Genomic DNA, 16,544 nt, shown 5'->3' with positions numbered 1-16,544 from the left:
TAATCGGTCGTGCGTATCAGAGCGCTAGAATCGCCCCGGCCAGTTGCAGATCGCTGGCGTGCAGGGTTGGGGCCTGGGTGCGGATGTGCTTCAGCGCTGCTTCCAGGTGAGCGCCGCGCGCTTCGCCATTGCTGGCGACGAAACGCGCCGCATCGTCCTTGGCGTCGAGCACCAGCTTGTCGTCGCCCAGGTTCGAGGTGATATCGGAGGTGCCTTCGACGGTGTTGACCAGCGAGGCGCCGATGGCATCGATGGTGCCGGTGATGCTTCCGGCTGACGCGGTGCCCGCGACCAGGCAGGCCGCGGTGGCAACTGACAACAGATACTTGTTCATGGTGTTCTCCAGGCTGGACGCAATTTTTCGCCGTTACTCGATATGACCTTTGGACCAGCGTGCCGTTCAGCTTAAGGCCCGACGAGGCCGCCTGGAAGCGGCTTTATCCGCGCCAGAAGGGCTTGCTCAGCTCGTCCATCCGCTCGCTCTGGCTGATGCCGACATCGGCCAACTGACGCTCATCGAGCGCAGCCAGGTGCTGGCGAGTTCGTGCGCGTCGCTGCCACAGACGTAGCTGCTGCAATACCCGGTGCAGCGGCGGCAAGCCGATTGCAGTTTTTTGCCTCCAAGTCAGTACGCGCTCCATGAGCCGCTCCTTCCCGCAATTCACGGGGATGGGTTATGGGCAGATAGAGTCGCGTGGCGGGCTGTTGCGTAACAGCCACAGGGAATCTGAATTGTGCCGGTCCAGTTGTGCAAGCAGACCTACTGTACCGGTGCTTCAGGCACCTAATTGTTCGGTTGAGGGTGCATAAAAAACCCCTCGAGGCTGAGCCGCGAGGGGTTCTGGTGCAGCGGGTGTCGCTTATTCGACTGCTTTGACCATGTCCTCGACGACCTTCTTGGCATCACCGAAGACCATCATGGTCTTGTCCATGTAGAACAGTTCGTTATCCAGACCGGCATAGCCGCTGGCCATGGAGCGCTTGTTGACGATGACCGTCTTGGCTTTGTACGCCTCGAGGATCGGCATGCCGGCGATAGGCGATTTGGGATCGTTCTTCGCCGCCGGGTTGACCACGTCGTTCGCGCCCAGCACCAGCACCACGTCGGCCTGGCCGAACTCGGAGTTGATGTCGTCCATCTCGAAGACCATCTCGTACGGCACTTCGGCCTCGGCCAGCAGCACGTTCATGTGCCCGGGCATACGGCCGGCAACCGGGTGGATCGCATACTTCACGGTCACGCCCATGTGCGTCAGCTTCTCGGCCAGTTCCATCAGCGCATGCTGTGCACGTGCCACCGCCAGGCCATAGCCGGGAACGATGATCACGGTATCGGCGTTCGACAGCAGGAAGGCGGCGTCATCGCTGGAGCCGGATTTGACCGGACGCTGCTCCTGGCTGCCTTTTGCCGGGCCGGCATCGGCGTCGCCACCGAAACCACCGAGGATGACGTTGAAGAACGAACGGTTCATCGCCTTGCACATGATGTACGAGAGGATCGCGCCGCTCGAGCCCACCAGCGAACCGGCGATGATCAGCATCGAGTTGTTCAGCGAGAAGCCGATTCCGGCCGCTGCCCAGCCCGAGTAGCTGTTGAGCATCGATACAACCACCGGCATGTCCGCACCACCGATGGGGATGATGATCAGCACACCGATGACGAAGGCCAGCGCCACGAGGATCAGGAACGCGGTGAAGTTGCCGCTGAAGGTGTAGATCAGGCCCAGCACCAGAATCGCCACGCCAACGGCGAGGTTGATCTTGTGCTGGTTGGGGAACGACACAGGCGCGCCCTGGAACAGGCGGAACTTGTACTTGCCCGACAGCTTGCCGAAGGCGATCACCGAACCGGAGAAGGTGATGGCGCCGATGGCTGCACCGAGGAACAGCTCCAAGCGGTTACCGGCCGGGATCGGGTAGCCGATGGCCTGGACGATACCCAGCGATTGCGGCTCGAGCACGGCAGCGATGGCGATGAACACCGCGGCCAGGCCGATCATGCTGTGCATGAAGGCGACCAGTTCGGGCATCTTGGTCATTTCGACGCGCTTGGCCATCAGTGTGCCGATGGTGCCGCCCACCAGCAGGCCAAAGACGATGAAGCCCAAACCGCTCCAAGGGCTGGCGCTCTCGACCAGCTGCGCGCCCAGTTTGAACACCAGAAATACCGTGGTGACCACGGCGATGCCCATGCCGATCATGCCGAACAGGTTGCCGCGGCGCGAGGTGGTGGGGTGCGACAGGCCTTTCAACGCCTGGATGAAACTCACCGAGGCGACGAGGTAGAGCAGGGTAATCAGATTCATGCTCATGGCTTGACCTCCGCCTTGGCGCCTGCGCGCTCCTTCTTCTTGAACATTTCCAGCATGCGGCGAGTGACGAGGAAGCCACCGAAGACGTTGACCGCGGCCAGGGTCACGGCCAGGGTGCCCATCAGCTTGCCCATCGGGGTGACAGTCAGCGCGGCGGCGAGCATGGCGCCGACGATGACGATCGCCGAGATGGCGTTGGTGACTGCCATCAGCGGCGTGTGCAGCGCGGGGGTGACGTTCCAGACCACGTGGTAGCCGACGTAGATCGCCAGCACAAAGATGATCAGGTTGTAGATGCCATCAGATATCAGGTCCATTCTTTCGGGCTCCCTTAACCGTTGGTGCGCACGACCTGGCCGTCGCGGCACATCAGGCACGCGGCGACGATGTCGTCTTCGAGATTGAGCTGGAACTTGGCTTCGCCATCGATCACCAGCTTGAGGAAGTCCAGCAGGTTGCGTGCGTATAGCGCCGAGGCATCCGCCGGCACGTGCGTCGCCAGGTTGGTGTAGCCAACCAGGGTCACGCCGTGCTTGACCACCACCTGATCGGCTTCGGTCAATGGACAGTTACCGCCCTGAGAGGCGGCGAGGTCGATCACCACCGAGCCGGGCTTCATCTGCTGCACGGTTTCTTCCTGCAACAGCGTCGGCGCCTTGCGGCCCGGAATCAGCGCAGTGGTGATGATGATGTCGGCCTGCTTGGCACGTTCGTGCACGGCCTGCGCCTGACGCGCCATCCAGCTGGCCGGCATCGGCCGGGCATAGCCGCCAACACCTTCGGCGCATTCACGCTCTTCGTCGGTCTCGCAGGGCACATCAACGAACTTGGCGCCGAGCGATTCGATCTGCTCCTTCACCGCCGGACGTACGTCCGAGGCTTCGATGACCGCGCCCAAGCGCTTGGCCGTGGCAATGGCCTGCAGACCCGCTACACCGGCACCGAGGATCAGCACCCGTGCGGCTTTCACCGTACCGGCGGCGGTCATCAGCATCGGCATGAAGCGCGGGTACTGGTTGGCGGCAACCATCACCGCCTTGTAGCCGGCGATGTTGGCCTGTGAGGAGAGCACGTCGAGGCTTTGAGCGCGCGAGGTGCGCGGCGCGGCTTCCAGGGCGAAGGCGGTGATCCCGCGTTCGGCCATGCGTGCGATGTTTTCATTGTCGAAGGGATTGAGCATGCCGACCAAGATCGTGCCTGGCTGCATCTGCGCCAGTTCGGTTTCGCTCGGTGCGTTCACCTTCAGCAGGATCTCTGCTGCGAACGCCGCAGCGGCATCGGCGATGGTTGCGCCTGCCGCTTCGAAGGCACTGTCCGGAACACTGGCCTGTACGCCAGCTCCGCTCTGCACCGTCACCCGATGCCCTTGCCCGATCAGCTTCTTGATGGTTTCCGGTGTCGCGGCAACGCGCGTTTCACCGGGCCTGGTTTCGAGAGGAACACCAATGTGCATTGTTCTTGTTCTCCTGCTTGATCGTAACCAGCGTGCTGCGCGGTAACCCGGCTATCGCAACGCTGGCGTTACTTTTCGCCCGGCCACTGCGGATGGCGGCTGGGTGTGAATCGGCTAACGGGCCCCTGCACTTGCCGGTTTGCCTGCTGCGGCGCGGCATTCTGCAAGGGCTATGAAAATCAAACAACTGTTTTAATCTGAACGCAACGGCGAATGTTCGTTCACGCCGTGACCATTAGGTTGCTTTGTATCGCTGCAGGCTGCGTCGGTATTGGGTTCGACCTTCGTCTAAGGTTCTGTAGTTGGTTATGCGCGGCGCAATCATGAATGACGGACCATAGACGTTGTATTCGTCGGCGGGCTTGTCTGTATGCGACCTTGGTGCCGGTCGGCGCGGCGCATGTGCAAAAAAAATCGGATCAGTGCCTGTAATGTCATGGATTCCCTGTAGTCCAATGCATTTGGTTGCGCTGGCTTCGGAATGCCGACGACGTTCGATCGCATTACTCATGAGAAATTCACATGGCCGATCTAGACGTGAATGAAATGATCCTGATGGAGGAATCGCAGCCCAGGCGGCTGCCGTTCGCTTTCGCTCGCCGCCACGGCGTGCTTCTGCTGGAGCGCCCGGAGGGCCTGCGTTTGTGCGCCCGTGAAGGTGCGCCGCTGACCGCTGTGCAGGAGGCCCAGCGTGTCGCCGGTGGTCCGTTGGCGATGCAATGGCTGGCGCAGGATGAATTCGAGCAGGCCCTGAGTGCGGCCTATCAGCACGACTCCTCCGCTGCGATGCAGATGGTTGAAGGCCTCGGCGATGATATGGACCTGCACAGCCTGGCTGATCAGATTCAGGAAACCGAGGATCTGCTGGAGCAGGAGGACGATGCCCCAATCATTCGCCTGATCAACGCCATTCTGGGCGAGGCAATCAAGGAGAACGCCTCCGATATCCACGTTGAAACCTTCGAAAAACGTCTGGTCATTCGCTTTCGTATCGACGGCATCCTGCGCGAAGTGGTGCAGCCCAAGCGAGAGCTGGCGGCGCTGCTGGTGTCGCGGATCAAGGTCATGGCGCGGCTGGATATTGCCGAAAAGCGTATTCCGCAGGATGGCCGCATCTCCTTGCGGGTGGGTGGCCGTGAGGTGGATATCCGTGTGTCGACCCTGCCATCGGCCAACGGCGAGCGGGTTGTATTGCGTCTGCTGGACAAGCAGGCCGGCCGGCTCACACTCCGCCATCTGGGCATGAGCGACCGTGATCGCAAGGTCATGGAACAGGCCGTGCAAAAACCGCACGGGATCATTCTCGTCACCGGCCCGACCGGCTCGGGTAAGACCACCACGCTGTACGCCAGTCTGGTCACGCTCAATGACCGTACGCGCAACATCCTCACCGTCGAGGACCCGATCGAATACAACCTAGAGGGCATCGGCCAAACCCAGGTCAACACCAAGGTCGACATGACCTTCGCGCGGGGCCTGCGCGCCATTTTGCGCCAGGACCCCGACGTGGTGATGGTCGGCGAAATCCGCGACCAGGAAACCGCCGACATGGCCGTGCAGGCTTCGCTCACCGGTCACCTGGTGCTCTCGACCCTGCACACCAACAGCGCCATCGGTGCGGTCACCCGCCTGGTGGACATGGGCGTCGAACCATTCCTGATTTCCTCGTCGCTGCTTGGCGTACTGGCCCAACGCCTTGTCCGCGTGCTGTGTAATGACTGCAAGCGCGCCTATATCGCCGACGAGGCCGAGTGCGCGTTGTTCGGCCTCGACTCGAGCGAAGCCCCGACGCTATACCACGCCGAAGGCTGCGACGTTTGTCGCCAGCTGGGCTACCGTGGGCGGACCGGCATCTACGAACTGGTGCTGTTCGACGACACCCTGCGCAGCATGATCCACACCCGCGCCGCCGAGCAGGACATGGTTCGCCATGCCCGCCGGCTGGGCCCGAGCATTCGTGAGGATGGCCTGCGCAAGGTGCGAGAGGGCGTGACCACCATCGAAGAAGTGTTGCGCGTGACGCGCGAGGAATAAGCGCATGAGCAGACCGGCAGGAGGACCGCAGCCCAGGCCATGATCAGCTCTGAATACATCCCCAGTGCCCACGGCGGCGTTGGGCAGGCGACCTCCCCGAGGCGCTTTTGCCTGAACGGCTGCGCACTGCCGCGCCTGACTGCAACGGCTGAGCGCTGATGGCAGCTTTCGAATACATCGCCCTCGACCCCCGGGGTCGCGAGCAGAAGGGCCTGATCGAGGCGGACAGCGCACGTCAGGCGCGGCAGCTGTTGCGCGAGAAGCAATGGTCGCCACTGGACGTCAAGCAGGCCAAGGCCAAGGAGGACACTGGCGGGGGCGGCTTCGCCTTTGGCCGCGGGCTGTCGGCGCGAGACCTGGCGCTGGTGACCCGGCAGCTGGCGACCCTGGTGCAGGCGGCGTTGCCTATCGAGGAAGCGTTGCGTGCGGCGGCGGCACAGTCGTCGTCCCAGAAGATCAAGTCGATGCTGCTGGCCGTCCGGGCGCGGGTGATGGAAGGGCATAGCCTGGCGGGCTCGCTGCGCGAATATCCCTCGGCGTTCCCCGAGCTTTACCGCGCCACCGTCGCGGCGGGCGAACATGCTGGTCACCTCGGGCTGGTGCTCGATCAGCTGGCCGATTACACCGACCAGCGCCAGCAGTCGCGGCAGAAGATTCAACTGGCGCTGCTGTACCCGGTGATCCTGCTGGTGGCCTCGCTGGCCATCGTGGTGTTGCTGCTGGGCTATGTGGTGCCGGATGTGGTGAAGGTGTTCGTCAACACCGGGCAGGCACTGCCGGCCCTGACCACCGGGCTGATCGCGGTGAGCGAAGTGGTACAGAACTGGGGTTGGCTGATGCTCATTGGTATCGTGGCCGCCGCCCTGGCCATGCGGCAGGCGCTGCGTGATGAGAAGATCAAGCGCCGCTGGCATGCCTTCATTCTGCGAATTCCGCTGGTGGGGCGGCTGGCCAGGGCGGCTAACACGGCGCGTTTCGCCTCGACGCTGGCGATCCTTACGCGCAGCGGTGTGCCGCTGGTGGATGCGCTGGGGATCGCCGCGGCGGTGATCGCCAACCTGCGTATTCGTGACAAGGTCATCGAAGCGGCACAGCGCGTGCGCGAGGGCGGCAGCCTGACCCGTGCGCTGGATGCAACGGGCGAGTTTCCGCCGATGATGCTGCACATGATCGCCAGCGGCGAAAAGTCTGGCGAGCTGGATCAGATGCTGGCGCGCACCGCGCGTAACCAGGAGAACGATCTGGCCGCACAGATTTCGCTGATGGTGGGACTTTTCGAGCCCTTCATGCTGGTGTTCATGGGGGCTGTGGTATTGGTAATCGTGCTGGCGATCCTGCTGCCGATCCTTTCTCTCAATCAACTGGTGGGCTAGTGAGAATGACGTTGAACAGTCGCAAACAGGGTGGCTTCACCCTTATCGAAATCATGGTGGTGGTGGTGATCCTGGGGATTCTTGCCGCGCTGGTGGTGCCGCAGGTGATGAACCGCCCGGATCAAGCCAAGGTCACCGTGGCCAAGGGCGATATCAAGGCCATCGGCGCCGCGCTCGACATGTACAAGCTGGATAACTATGCCTATCCCAGCACCCAACAGGGGCTGGATGCGCTGGTGGAGAAGCCGGGCGGCAATCCCCAGCCGAAGAACTGGAACCGCGACGGCTACCTCAAGCGCGTGCCGAAGGATCCATGGGGTAACGAATACCAGTACCTGTCGCCCGGCACCCAAGGCCAGTACGACCTGTATTCCTATGGTGCTGACGGCAAGCAGGGCGGCTCCGACCTGAACGCGGACATCGGTAACTGGGACCTCTGATCCATGCCCCAGGCGCGCCGGGAAGGCGGCTTCACGCTGATCGAGCTGCTGGTGGTGATCGTCATCCTTGGCGGCCTGGTGGGCCTGGCCGTGCTGTCGACCGGCAACACCAGCTCATCGCGTGAGATCCGCGACGAAGCGCAACGCGTAGCCACCCTCATCAGCCTGATGGCCGACGAAGCCGTCCTCGATAGCCGCGAATACGGCCTGCTGTTCGACCGGGACGGTTATCGGGCGATGAGCTACGACGAAGCCGATGCGCGTTGGCGCGACGTTGGCGATCGCGAAGCGCACCAGGCGCCGGAGTGGATGCGCTTGGAGCTGGAGCTCGACGGCACCCCGCTGCAACTGGTCGCCCCGGTCAAGCGCGAGGATGACCCGGCGGGGCTGTCCGGTGATGAAGACCGTGAGCGGCGGCGTGCCCCACGCGTGCAGCCGCAGCTGCTGATTCTCTCCAGTGGCGAGCTGTCCCCGTTCACCCTGACCCTGTCTGACCAGCGTCCCGGAGGGAGCCGCTGGACGGTATCCAGCGATGGCTTCCGGATGCCGCGGGCTGAACCGGTGGAGCAGCGTCGATGAACCCCTCCCCGGCGCGTTCGAGCGGTTTCACCCTGCTTGAGGTGCTGGTGGCTTTGGCGATATTTGCCATCGTCGCGGCGGTGGTGTTGACGGCGGCCGGCCGCAGCGTGAGCAATGCCGGGAGGCTGGAAGCGTTGACCCTGGCCGGCTGGATCGCCGACAACCGCCTCACCGAGCTGCAGCTGCAACAACCGGCACCGAGCGTTGGCCGTGAAGATACCCGCCTGGAGTTTGGTGGGCGCCAATGGCAGACCCTGAGCGAAGTGGAAACCAGCGGTACGCCCGGTCTTCTGCGTATCCGCGTCTGGGTCGCGGCTGCCGAGCAGCGGCGAGGTGTCGGCGCTGGGCCAATCGAAGAGCGCGCGGTGACCAGCCTTACGGGCTTCGTTGGCGTCGACCCATGAGCATCCAGACGCGTCGCGCCATGGCGGGTTTCACGCTGCTTGAACTGCTGATAGCCATTGCGCTGTTCGCATTGTTGGGACTAGCGACCTACCGCATGCTCGAAGCGGTGATGCGCAGCGACGAAGTGGTCCGCGCACAGGAAGTCCAGCTGCGAGAACTGGGGCGCGCGATGTGGAGTCTGGAGCGGGACCTGATTCAGGCCATGCCGCGACCGGTGCGCGATGGCTACGGCGACGAGCAAAATGCCTTTGTAGGCCAGATGGCCGGCGCTGCGGACGGCGTATCGCTGGAGCTGACCCGCAGCGGCTGGCGTAACCCCACCGGTATGCGCCGGGCCAACCTGCAGCGGGTGCGCTGGCGGCTGGCTGGCGACACGCTGGAACGGGTCTACTGGGTCGTGCTCGACCGCGATGTGGACAGTGAGGCACGGGTGCAGCCCGTGCTAGATAACGTGCAGGCGCTGCGGCTGCGCTATCTTGACGCGGAGAACACGTGGCACGAGGAATGGCCTCCGTTCGAATTCGGACGTGGTAATCCAGAGGAACAGGCGAGGCGGTTGCCGCTGGCCGTGGAGGTCTCCGTCGATCACCAGCGCTACGGCACCATCACCCGCCTGCTGCGGTTGCCGGACGGCCCGACCCCGACGCCGCAATTCATCCAGCCCGACTCCCAGGGCGTGCCGGAGCCTGGCGGCGTGGGAGAAATGCAATGAAAGCGCAGCGCGGCGTCGCGCTCATCACGGTGCTGTTGGTGGTCGCCATTGTCACGGTGATCTGCGCCGGAATGATTGCGCGTCAGCAGTTGTCGATCCGGGGCACCGGCAACCAGCTGCAGGCGCGCCAGGCCTGGCACTACGCACTGGGTGGCGAGGCGCTGGCGCAGACCCTGCTACGCCGCGATCTGCGGCTGTCTGGCGAGGGCACTGGGCAACCGGCAGTGGACCATCTGCTCGAAGCCTGGGCGCTGCCGCAACCGGCCTACGATCTCGATGAAGGTCAGGGGCAGGTTCAGGTACGGATCGAGGACCTGGCCGGGCGCTTCAACCTCAACAGCCTGGTGCAGGAGCAGCAACCCAACGCGGCAGCGCTTGCCCAGTTTCGCCGGTTGCTGCTGCGCCTGCAGATCACCGAGCCCTATGGCGAGCGACTGGTGGACTGGCTCGACAGCGACCAGCAGCCCAGCGGCGAGTTTGGTGCGGAGGACAACGACTATCTGCTGCTCGACCCGCCCTATCGCACGGCGGGCCGGCGGCTGGAAGACCTCTCCGAACTGCGCTTGCTGCTCGGCGTGCGTGACGAGGATTTTCAACGGCTGGCTCCCTACGTCACGGCGCTGCCGGCGGATACACCGCTTAACGTCAACACGGCCAGTGCCCTGGTGTTGTCCAGCCTTGCCGACAGCCTCAGTCTCAGCGCCGCCGAATCGCTGGTGCAGACACGTCAGGCTGCCCCGTTTCGTGACACGGCCAGTTTCATGGCGCAACCGGCGCTCAGCGGTGTCCAACTTCAAAGCACCAATCTCGCGGTGACCAGTCAATTCTTTCAGGCCATCAGCGAAGTGCGCCTGGCGGACCGCCGCCTGGCTCTGGTGAGCCGATTGCGGCGTGAGGACGACGGCGATGTCCGGGTGCTGCAACGCAACCTGGGACAGCCGCCACGACTGCCCCGATCAACCAACGACGGAGATCGCTAGCCGATGGACTGCCTGTTTCTGCCCGCTGACTGCGGCCCCCGGATCGACCGCGACACACGCGTCTACTGGCTGCCGGGCGAAGGCAACGATGGTTGGATGCCGTTGGCCAAGGTCATCGAACGATCGTCGGCGGCGGTGACACTGGTGCTGCCGGCCGAGGTGTGCAGTGCGTTCGCAGTCAACCTGCCGACGCGCAAGGCGCGCTGGGTCAATCAGGCGCTGGCCTACGCGGTGGAGGAGCTGCTGGCCGAGAACGTCGATGATCTGCACCTGACCCATGGCGATGCGCTCGAAGACGGGCGGCGTCGGGTCATTGCCATCCGCCGACAACTGCTGGCCGACTGGCTGCAGGATCTCAAGACGCTGGGCCTGACCATCGTCGCGATCCACGTCGATGCCGACTTGCTGCCACGTGACGGCACCCAGCTGCTGTTTATCGAAGACCGCGCACTGCTCGGTGGCAGCCCGGAAGCCCGGCTGGCCTTCGAGAGTACCCAATGGCCGCATCTGGTCGGCCAGTGTCCCGCGCCACATCATGGGCACGGAACCCTGGATGTGGGGCCGGCTCCGCTGGACGACTACCAGCAACTTGACGAGCCCTATCGTTTTCTCGCGTCGGGGCGTGCCGCTGCGCTCAATCTTGCGCAGGGTGACTTCGCCATTCAGGCAGCCGGCAGCGGGCTGGGCCAATGGAAGCCGGTAATGATCGTGCTGGCGCTGGTGTTGGCCGTGCAGCTGGTGTTCAACCTAGTTCAGGCCTGGACGCTGGAAAGCCAGGCCGAGCGCTATGCCGAGGCGAGTCGGGCGCTTTACACCGAGCTGTTTCCCGAGGACCGACGCATCGTCAATCTGCGCGCACAGTTCGACGAACATATAGGCCAGAGCGCCGGTGCTTCGGCCGAGTTCATGCGCTTGCTGAATGAAGTAGCGCTGGCCTTGGCCGAGGGTATTCCGGTGTCGATCGGGCAGCTTGATTTCAACCAGGCCCGGGGTGATCTCGCGCTGCAGGTGCGCGCCAGCGATTTTGCCGCGCTCGAGCAGCTGCGTCAGCGCCTGGGCGAGACCGGGGAGAGTGTTCAGCTGGGCTCGGCCAGCCGTGACGGTGATGCCGTCAGCGCCCGAGTGGTGATTGGAGGCCGAGGATGAACCTTAGAGAACAGATGCGAGTGCGCCTGGCTGAATCGCCGCTATGGATTCGCTGGCAACGTCTGCAGCCCCGCGAGCGCCTGTCGCTCAGCCTGCTTGGTGCCTTTTTGCTTGTGGTGCTGTTCTACCTGCTGCTTTGGGCGCCCGCTCAGCAGCGCGTGCGGGATGCGCAGGCTTTCTTTCAGCAGGAGCGTGAGCTGCATGCCTACCTTGAACAGAACACCGAACTGGCTCGGCAGATGTCACGCAGCAACCCGGTGTCGCTGGCGCCGGATCAATTGCAGGGATTAGTCACGCAAAGCGCTCAACAGAGCGGCCTGACCATCGAGAGTTTTGACTTCGGCAATGACGGTAGCCTGCAGGTCACGCTGCCGGGGGCATCCTATGGCGCGCTGTTGCGCTGGTTCGATGAGCTGCAGGCGGCAGGTGCGAGCCTCGCCGAAGTCAGTATCAGTCAGGTCGGGGAGGGGCTGGTGGATGCGCGGGTGAGCTTCCGTGCGGAAGGCTAGGTCGCCCTGCAACGGAAGCGATAGGCGAGGCCTGCGGCCGGCAGCGCCGGGAAAGGCGCTGCTGGGCAGGGCTCAGGGCGCTGGATGAATCTGTGTAGCCAAGGCGCGTAGCGCCGCTTCGGCGTCGAGTACCTTGTTTACCACGTCGTTTGCCTTCTCACGGCTCAGCCCGAGGCGATCGAACAGTTCCTGCGGAACCTCGCTGTAGGGACCGGACCCGATGCCGCGGTTACGCAACAGCTGAACGGCCAGGCAGACCAGGTTGGCATGCCCGGCGTGCTCGCCCTGATAGTGCGGGTCATGTTGGAAGCGCAGCGCTGTCGACAACTCGTCAGGCATCCCCCAGTAACGCATCAGCCAGGCACCGATCTGCTCACGGGTAATCCCCAGCAGGTGCTGTTCAATCACGCTGTGGCTCAGGTGCGGGTTGACCTCCAGGTGTCGACAGATCAGCGAGAAATGCGGCGGAAAGACGTGCGCGAGCACCAGATAACCGAAGTTGTGCAGCAGCCCGGCCAGATAACTGATGCCTGCCTCCGGCCGTTGAGTCCGCGGAATCGCGCGATTCAGCCCTTCGATGACCGCCGCGGTATAGATCGACTGCTGCCAGTAGGGCGTGGCTTGCTGCGGCTGGTCCTTGGGCAGGCTCAGACTCTTGCCCAGTGCCAGGCCGAGCGCCAGGTTGATCACCAGGTCAAAACCGAGTACGCGGACAATGGCGTCTTCCACCGAGCGGATCTTGCCGGGCGCGGCGTAGTAGGGCGAAGCGGCCCAGCTGACCACTTGTGCGGCCAACGCTGGGTCGGTCTCGACCACGCCTGTGATGTCATCCACCGAGGCCTCAGGGTCTACTCGCAGCTTGATGATCTTCTGTGCGGTTTGCGCCAGCGGGGGAATCTCGATGGTTTCTTCCAGCCGCTTCTGAATGCGACGGGCAGTGAAGCTTTGCACCGCCTTGGTGATTTCCTCGCGGTCCTCTTCCGGACGGTCGAGGTTGGGCTGGATGGTGCTCAACGGAACGGCGAACTGGCCGGCGCTGGCTTTGCTGAGCAACTGTTTGAAATCGTGGCTGGCCATTTCCAGCAGCAGGCCGGGATGCCCGCTGTCGATGAACAGCGCAGGTTGCTGCAGCAGCCGCTCTTCATACAGGCAGGGTGAACTGGTCAGCGGCGGCAGGCCTGGCAGAACCTGCAGGCTGTGCTTGGAAAGCATGCGGGTCAGCCGATCCGGCTTGACCGCCAGCAGCTGACGGCCGGTGAGTTCCCCCACGCGGGAAAGATCAAGAAGATGGTCGCGCGGGAAAAGCACCAGCAACGCACCGATGGCATCGTCGACCAGTACCGCTTGTATGCGCTGTGCGGAGTTCAGCTCAGGGCTGTCGTCGCATGTACGGTAGGGCAGCGCCAGCTTGTCCAGAAGTTGGACGATAAGCGCGGGTGGCGTAACTGTAGTTGTTGTGTCGACAGCCGAGTTCATGAGCATGATCCGTCTTATTCCCATGCGGCGCAGTATAGCCTCATGCTTAGTGCGGTTAGGGTTTACCGACGAGCGTTAAACTTGACCGTATTGCTGGCCATGACGCAGCCAGCGCTCTAGCAAGGGGCTTACATGCTGGGGCCAGCGTTCCAACAAAGCATGCGCTGCATCGCGCACGGCAGGCAGCAGATCGGCATCACGCATCAGGTCGGCGACCTTGAACTGCAGCAGGCCGGTCTGACGGGTGCCGAGCATTTCGCCCGGGCCGCGTAATTCCAGATCTTTTTCCGCAATGATGAAGCCGTCGCAGGTCTCGCGCATGATCGCCAGACGTTCACGGCCGATCTGCGACAGTGGCGGGTGATAGAGCAACACGCAATGGCTGGCCGCGCTACCACGACCGACCCGCCCGCGCAGCTGGTGCAGCTGGGCGAGTCCAAGGCGCTCGGGATTTTCGATGATCATCAGGCTTGAGTTGGGCACGTCGACGCCCACTTCGATCACGGTGGTGGCGACCAGCAGCTGCAAGCGCCCTTCCTTGAACTCGGCCATCACCGCTGCTTTTTCGGCCGGCTTCATGCGACCGTGGATCAGCCCGACGTTCAGATTGCCGAGCGCGGCGGACAGGTCTTCAAAAGTGGTTTCCGCCGCCTGACAGGTCAGCTCCTCGGACTCCTCGATCAGGGTACAGACCCAATAGGCCTGGCGGCCTTCATTGCAGGCCGAGCGCACCCGCTCGATGACTTCCAGCCGGCGGCTGTCAGCGACCAGCACGGTATTGACTGGCGTACGACCGGGCGGCAGTTCGTCGAGGATGGAGGTATCCAGATCGGCATAGGCGCTCATCGCCAGCGTCCGCGGAATGGGCGTCGCGGTCATGATCAGCTGGTGCGGGCAGAGTCGTCCTTCGACGCCCTTGCGCCGCAGCGCCAGCCGCTGCTGCACGCCGAAACGGTGTTGCTCGTCGATGATCACCAGCGCCAGGCGGCGAAACTGCACCTCATCCTGAAACAGTGCGTGGGTGCCGACTACCATCGGGCAACCGGCGGCGATGCGCTCCAGCGCCGCGGCACGGGCCTTGCCCTTGAGTTTGCCGGCCAGCCAGGCGACTTCGATGCCGAGCGGCTCGAGCCATTTGCAGAAGGTGATGAAGTGCTGCTCGGCGAGTATTTCCGTCGGCGCCATCAAGGCGACCTGATAGCCCGACTCAAGCGCTTGCAAGGCGGCGAGGGCCGCTACCACCGTCTTGCCGGCACCGACGTCGCCCTGTACCAGGCGCAACATGGGCTGGTCCTGAGCGAGGTCATAGGCGATCTCGGCACCGACCCGCTGCTGTGCGCCGGTGGGGTGGAAACCCAGGTTTTGCAGGTAACGCTGCGGCAGTTCGCGGGCAGCCGGCAAGGGCGGCGCGTGCTGAGCGCGGCTGCTTTCGCGCAGGCGTTGCATCGAAAGCTGGTGCGTCAGCAATTCCTCGAACGCCAGACGGTGCTGCGCCCAGTGGCGGCCCTCGGCAAGTTCTTCCAGATCGGCATCCGGCGGCGGCCGGTGCAGGTAGCGAATCGCCTCGTCCAGTTTGGCCAGGCGGTAATCACGGGTCAGCTCTTCGGGCAACCAATCGGGCAGGCTGTGCGGACCGAGCCGAGCCAGCGCCTGCGCGGTGAGTTGGCGCAGGCGCTGCTGGGTCAGGCCTTCGGTGGTCGGGTAGATCGGCGTTAACGTCTGTTCTACGGCCACCGGCTCGCTGTCCGTGAGCGCACGGTATTCAGGATGGTAGATCTCCAGCCCCGACGCACCTGGACGGGCCTCGCCATAACAGCGCACCTGGGTGCCACGCTTGAGGGCTTCCTTCTGCGCCTGGCTGAAGTGGTAGAAGCGCAGGCTGAGGCTGCCGCTGCCATCGTGCAGGCGCACCAGCAGACTGCGGCGCCGGCCCATCACCACATCGGCGCCGGTGACGGTGCCTTCGACTACGGCATCCTGTCCGGGCCGCAGCGCGCCGATGGGCACGATGCGGGTACGGTCCTGGTAGCGCAGTGGCAGGTGGAACAGCAGGTCCTGCAGGGTTTCCAGGCCGACCTTGGCGAGCTTTTCGGCCAGGGCTGCGCCGACGCCCTTGATTGCAGTCACCGGGACTGCCGCCAGCTCGCTCATCGCGTCAGGCTTTGTCGGCAGGCGGTTTCGCCACCGAGCACAGGCGGATCGAATCGGCCAGCACCTCTATCGCCCGTGGGCGGGGGAAGCTGGCGCGCCAGGCGATGGCCACCGTGCGGAACGGCACCGGCGGCGTCAGCGGACGAATGTCCAGTACACCGGCGGAATAGTGATGGCTGTCGACTGCCGACAAGGGCAGGATCGATACACCCAGCCCGGAAGCGACCATGTGGCGGATGGTTTCCAGCGACGAGGACTCCACCGTGGTGTGACTCGGCGCCTCGCCTTTGCGCGTGGTCGGGCAGGCTTCGAGCACCTGATCGCGGAAGCAATGACCTTCACCCAAGAGCAGCAGGCTCTTGTCGTTGAGCATCTCGCTGTCGATGGTTTCCTTCTTCGTCCACGGATGCCCGGCAGGCATCAGCACATAGAAGGGCTCGTCATACAGCGGCAGGGTCAGCACATCGGCTTCCTGGAACGGCAGCGCGATGATGATCGCGTCCAGCTCGCCGGTGCGCAGCTTGTCGCGCAGGATATGCGTAAAGTTCTCTTCGATGTACAGCGGCATGTCCGGCGCCACGCGGTGCAGCTGCGGGATCAGGTGCGGGAACATGTAAGGGCCGACGGTATAGATGGCGCCAACCTTGAGCGGCGCGGCCAACTGATTCTTGCCGGCCTGAGCCAGCTCGCGAATGCTCTGCGCCTGCTCCAGCACCTTCTGCGCCTGGGTGACGATGCCTTCGCCGACTGGCGTCAGCCTAACCGCGCTTTTGGTCCGCTCGAAAATCAGGACGCCAAGCTCGTCTTCGAGCTTCTTCACGCCCACCGACAAGGTGGGCTGGCTGACGTGGCAACGTTCGGCAGCACGGCCGAAGTGGGATTCCTGGGCGAGCGTGACGATGTAGCGCAGTTCGGTCAGAGTCATAGGGTTATTCCATCAGAGTGCGGGCTAGCATAGCCTTTGCTCGTGTTCG

At 63.7% G+C, this 16,544-nt stretch carries 17 protein-coding genes; 9 read left to right on the top strand and 8 right to left on the bottom strand.

All coding sequences use genetic code 11. The features are described from left to right. Positions 1-16 precede the first annotated feature (16 nt). The 5 genes from ALTERO38_RS19460 to ALTERO38_RS19440 all read right to left on the bottom strand — a co-directional run bounded on the left by ALTERO38_RS19460 (position 17) and on the right by ALTERO38_RS19440 (position 3,765). A complete protein-coding gene (locus tag ALTERO38_RS19460) occupies positions 17-334 on the bottom strand; it encodes a DUF2388 domain-containing protein (protein ID WP_102837259.1) in 318 nt (105 codons plus the stop codon). 103 nt (positions 335-437) lie between these two features. Beyond that, a complete protein-coding gene (locus ALTERO38_RS19455) occupies positions 438-641 on the bottom strand; it encodes a DUF1127 domain-containing protein (protein ID WP_148925808.1) in 204 nt (67 codons plus the stop codon). Between the two features lie 219 nt (positions 642-860). Then, a complete protein-coding gene (locus tag ALTERO38_RS19450) occupies positions 861-2,312 on the bottom strand; it encodes an NAD(P)(+) transhydrogenase (Re/Si-specific) subunit beta (RefSeq protein ID WP_148925809.1) in 1,452 nt (483 codons plus the stop codon). Further along, positions 2,309-2,629, bottom strand: a complete 321-nt coding sequence (locus tag ALTERO38_RS19445; protein WP_102837186.1) for an NAD(P) transhydrogenase subunit alpha — start codon at positions 2,627-2,629, stop codon at positions 2,309-2,311. The genes ALTERO38_RS19450 and ALTERO38_RS19445 overlap by 4 nt, the downstream gene beginning before the upstream one ends. A gap of 14 nt (positions 2,630-2,643) precedes the next feature. Further along, positions 2,644-3,765 carry a Re/Si-specific NAD(P)(+) transhydrogenase subunit alpha gene (locus ALTERO38_RS19440; RefSeq protein ID WP_159969385.1) on the bottom strand — a complete coding sequence of 374 codons (1,122 nt, stop codon included), beginning with the start codon at positions 3,763-3,765 and terminating at the stop codon, positions 2,644-2,646. A gap of 522 nt (positions 3,766-4,287) precedes the next feature. On the opposite strand from ALTERO38_RS19440, the gene gspE reads away from it, so the two are divergent. The 9 genes from gspE (at position 4,288) to ALTERO38_RS19395 (ending at position 11,943) form a co-directional block, all read left to right on the top strand. Continuing rightward, the gene (gene gspE, locus ALTERO38_RS19435; RefSeq protein WP_159969384.1) at positions 4,288-5,799 is read left to right on the top strand and encodes a type II secretion system ATPase GspE; all 1,512 of its coding nucleotides are present in this window, start codon (positions 4,288-4,290) and stop codon (positions 5,797-5,799) included. A gap of 158 nt (positions 5,800-5,957) precedes the next feature. Further along, complete coding sequence (gene xcpS / locus ALTERO38_RS19430) at positions 5,958-7,172, top strand: GspF family T2SS innner membrane protein variant XcpS (RefSeq protein ID WP_159969383.1); 1,215 nt, start codon at positions 5,958-5,960, stop codon at positions 7,170-7,172. Positions 7,173-7,177: 5 nt separating this feature from the next. Next, positions 7,178-7,612 carry a type II secretion system major pseudopilin GspG gene (gene gspG, locus ALTERO38_RS19425; RefSeq protein WP_159969382.1) on the top strand — a complete coding sequence of 145 codons (435 nt, stop codon included), beginning with the start codon at positions 7,178-7,180 and terminating at the stop codon, positions 7,610-7,612. A gap of 3 nt (positions 7,613-7,615) precedes the next feature. Continuing rightward, the gene (gene gspH / locus ALTERO38_RS19420; protein WP_159969381.1) at positions 7,616-8,191 is read left to right on the top strand and encodes a type II secretion system minor pseudopilin GspH; all 576 of its coding nucleotides are present in this window, start codon (positions 7,616-7,618) and stop codon (positions 8,189-8,191) included. Beyond that, positions 8,188-8,595, top strand: a complete 408-nt coding sequence (gene gspI / locus ALTERO38_RS19415) for a type II secretion system minor pseudopilin GspI (RefSeq protein WP_159969380.1) — start codon at positions 8,188-8,190, stop codon at positions 8,593-8,595. The genes gspH and gspI overlap by 4 nt, the downstream gene beginning before the upstream one ends. Beyond that, the gene (gene gspJ, locus ALTERO38_RS19410) at positions 8,592-9,308 is read left to right on the top strand and encodes a type II secretion system minor pseudopilin GspJ (RefSeq protein ID WP_159969379.1); all 717 of its coding nucleotides are present in this window, start codon (positions 8,592-8,594) and stop codon (positions 9,306-9,308) included. The genes gspI and gspJ overlap by 4 nt, the downstream gene beginning before the upstream one ends. Beyond that, positions 9,305-10,288, top strand: a complete 984-nt coding sequence (gene gspK / locus ALTERO38_RS19405; protein ID WP_159969378.1) for a type II secretion system minor pseudopilin GspK — start codon at positions 9,305-9,307, stop codon at positions 10,286-10,288. Before gspJ ends, gspK begins: the two co-directional genes overlap by 4 nt. A gap of 3 nt (positions 10,289-10,291) precedes the next feature. Further along, complete coding sequence (gene gspL, locus ALTERO38_RS19400; protein ID WP_159969377.1) at positions 10,292-11,434, top strand: type II secretion system protein GspL; 1,143 nt, start codon at positions 10,292-10,294, stop codon at positions 11,432-11,434. Then, on the top strand, positions 11,431-11,943 hold the full coding sequence (locus tag ALTERO38_RS19395; protein ID WP_159969376.1) for a type II secretion system protein M: 513 nt from the start codon (positions 11,431-11,433) through the stop codon (positions 11,941-11,943). Before gspL ends, ALTERO38_RS19395 begins: the two co-directional genes overlap by 4 nt. Positions 11,944-12,015: 72 nt before the next feature. Here the strand turns inward: ALTERO38_RS19395 and ALTERO38_RS19390 are convergent, their stop codons facing one another. The 3 genes from ALTERO38_RS19390 to ALTERO38_RS19380 form a co-directional block, all read right to left on the bottom strand. Next, a complete protein-coding gene (locus ALTERO38_RS19390) occupies positions 12,016-13,419 on the bottom strand; it encodes an aminoacyl-tRNA deacylase and HDOD domain-containing protein (protein ID WP_159969375.1) in 1,404 nt (467 codons plus the stop codon). Between the two features lie 75 nt (positions 13,420-13,494). After that, positions 13,495-15,570 (bottom strand): ATP-dependent DNA helicase RecG, encoded by a 2,076-nt coding sequence (recG, locus tag ALTERO38_RS19385; protein ID WP_159969374.1) that lies wholly within the window; start codon positions 15,568-15,570, stop codon positions 13,495-13,497. A 4-nt stretch (positions 15,571-15,574) separates the two neighbouring features. Continuing rightward, positions 15,575-16,495 (bottom strand): hydrogen peroxide-inducible genes activator, encoded by a 921-nt coding sequence (locus ALTERO38_RS19380; protein WP_025239895.1) that lies wholly within the window; start codon positions 16,493-16,495, stop codon positions 15,575-15,577. Positions 16,496-16,544 lie beyond the last annotated feature (49 nt).

The sequence above is a fragment of the Pseudomonas sp. 9Ag genome (genome assembly GCF_902506445.1).
GTDB lineage: Bacteria > Pseudomonadota > Gammaproteobacteria > Pseudomonadales > Pseudomonadaceae > Stutzerimonas > Stutzerimonas stutzeri_AB.
The sequence above is the reverse complement of the archived record's forward strand: the minus strand, read 5'-3'. Positions and strand labels throughout refer to the sequence as shown.

Excerpts from the sequence above, each read along its gene's own strand:
- ALTERO38_RS19460 (WP_102837259.1), bottom strand. The coding sequence starts at position 334 with ATGAACAAGTATCTGTTGTCAGTTGCCACCGCGGCCTGCCTGGTCGCG.
- ALTERO38_RS19455 (WP_148925808.1), bottom strand. The coding sequence starts at position 641 with ATGGAGCGCGTACTGACTTGGAGGCAAAAAACTGCAATCGGCTTGCCG.
- ALTERO38_RS19450 (WP_148925809.1), bottom strand. The coding sequence starts at position 2,312 with ATGAGCATGAATCTGATTACCCTGCTCTACCTCGTCGCCTCGGTGAGT.
- ALTERO38_RS19445 (WP_102837186.1), bottom strand. The coding sequence starts at position 2,629 with ATGGACCTGATATCTGATGGCATCTACAACCTGATCATCTTTGTGCTG.
- ALTERO38_RS19440 (WP_159969385.1), bottom strand. The coding sequence starts at position 3,765 with ATGCACATTGGTGTTCCTCTCGAAACCAGGCCCGGTGAAACGCGCGTT.
- gspE (WP_159969384.1), top strand. The coding sequence starts at position 4,288 with ATGGCCGATCTAGACGTGAATGAAATGATCCTGATGGAGGAATCGCAG.
- xcpS (WP_159969383.1), top strand. The coding sequence starts at position 5,958 with ATGGCAGCTTTCGAATACATCGCCCTCGACCCCCGGGGTCGCGAGCAG.
- gspG (WP_159969382.1), top strand. The coding sequence starts at position 7,178 with ATGACGTTGAACAGTCGCAAACAGGGTGGCTTCACCCTTATCGAAATC.
- gspH (WP_159969381.1), top strand. The coding sequence starts at position 7,616 with ATGCCCCAGGCGCGCCGGGAAGGCGGCTTCACGCTGATCGAGCTGCTG.
- gspI (WP_159969380.1), top strand. The coding sequence starts at position 8,188 with ATGAACCCCTCCCCGGCGCGTTCGAGCGGTTTCACCCTGCTTGAGGTG.
- gspJ (WP_159969379.1), top strand. The coding sequence starts at position 8,592 with ATGAGCATCCAGACGCGTCGCGCCATGGCGGGTTTCACGCTGCTTGAA.
- gspK (WP_159969378.1), top strand. The coding sequence starts at position 9,305 with ATGAAAGCGCAGCGCGGCGTCGCGCTCATCACGGTGCTGTTGGTGGTC.
- gspL (WP_159969377.1), top strand. The coding sequence starts at position 10,292 with ATGGACTGCCTGTTTCTGCCCGCTGACTGCGGCCCCCGGATCGACCGC.
- ALTERO38_RS19395 (WP_159969376.1), top strand. The coding sequence starts at position 11,431 with ATGAACCTTAGAGAACAGATGCGAGTGCGCCTGGCTGAATCGCCGCTA.
- ALTERO38_RS19390 (WP_159969375.1), bottom strand. The coding sequence starts at position 13,419 with ATGAACTCGGCTGTCGACACAACAACTACAGTTACGCCACCCGCGCTT.
- recG (WP_159969374.1), bottom strand. The coding sequence starts at position 15,570 with ATGAGCGAGCTGGCGGCAGTCCCGGTGACTGCAATCAAGGGCGTCGGC.
- ALTERO38_RS19380 (WP_025239895.1), bottom strand. The coding sequence starts at position 16,495 with ATGACTCTGACCGAACTGCGCTACATCGTCACGCTCGCCCAGGAATCC.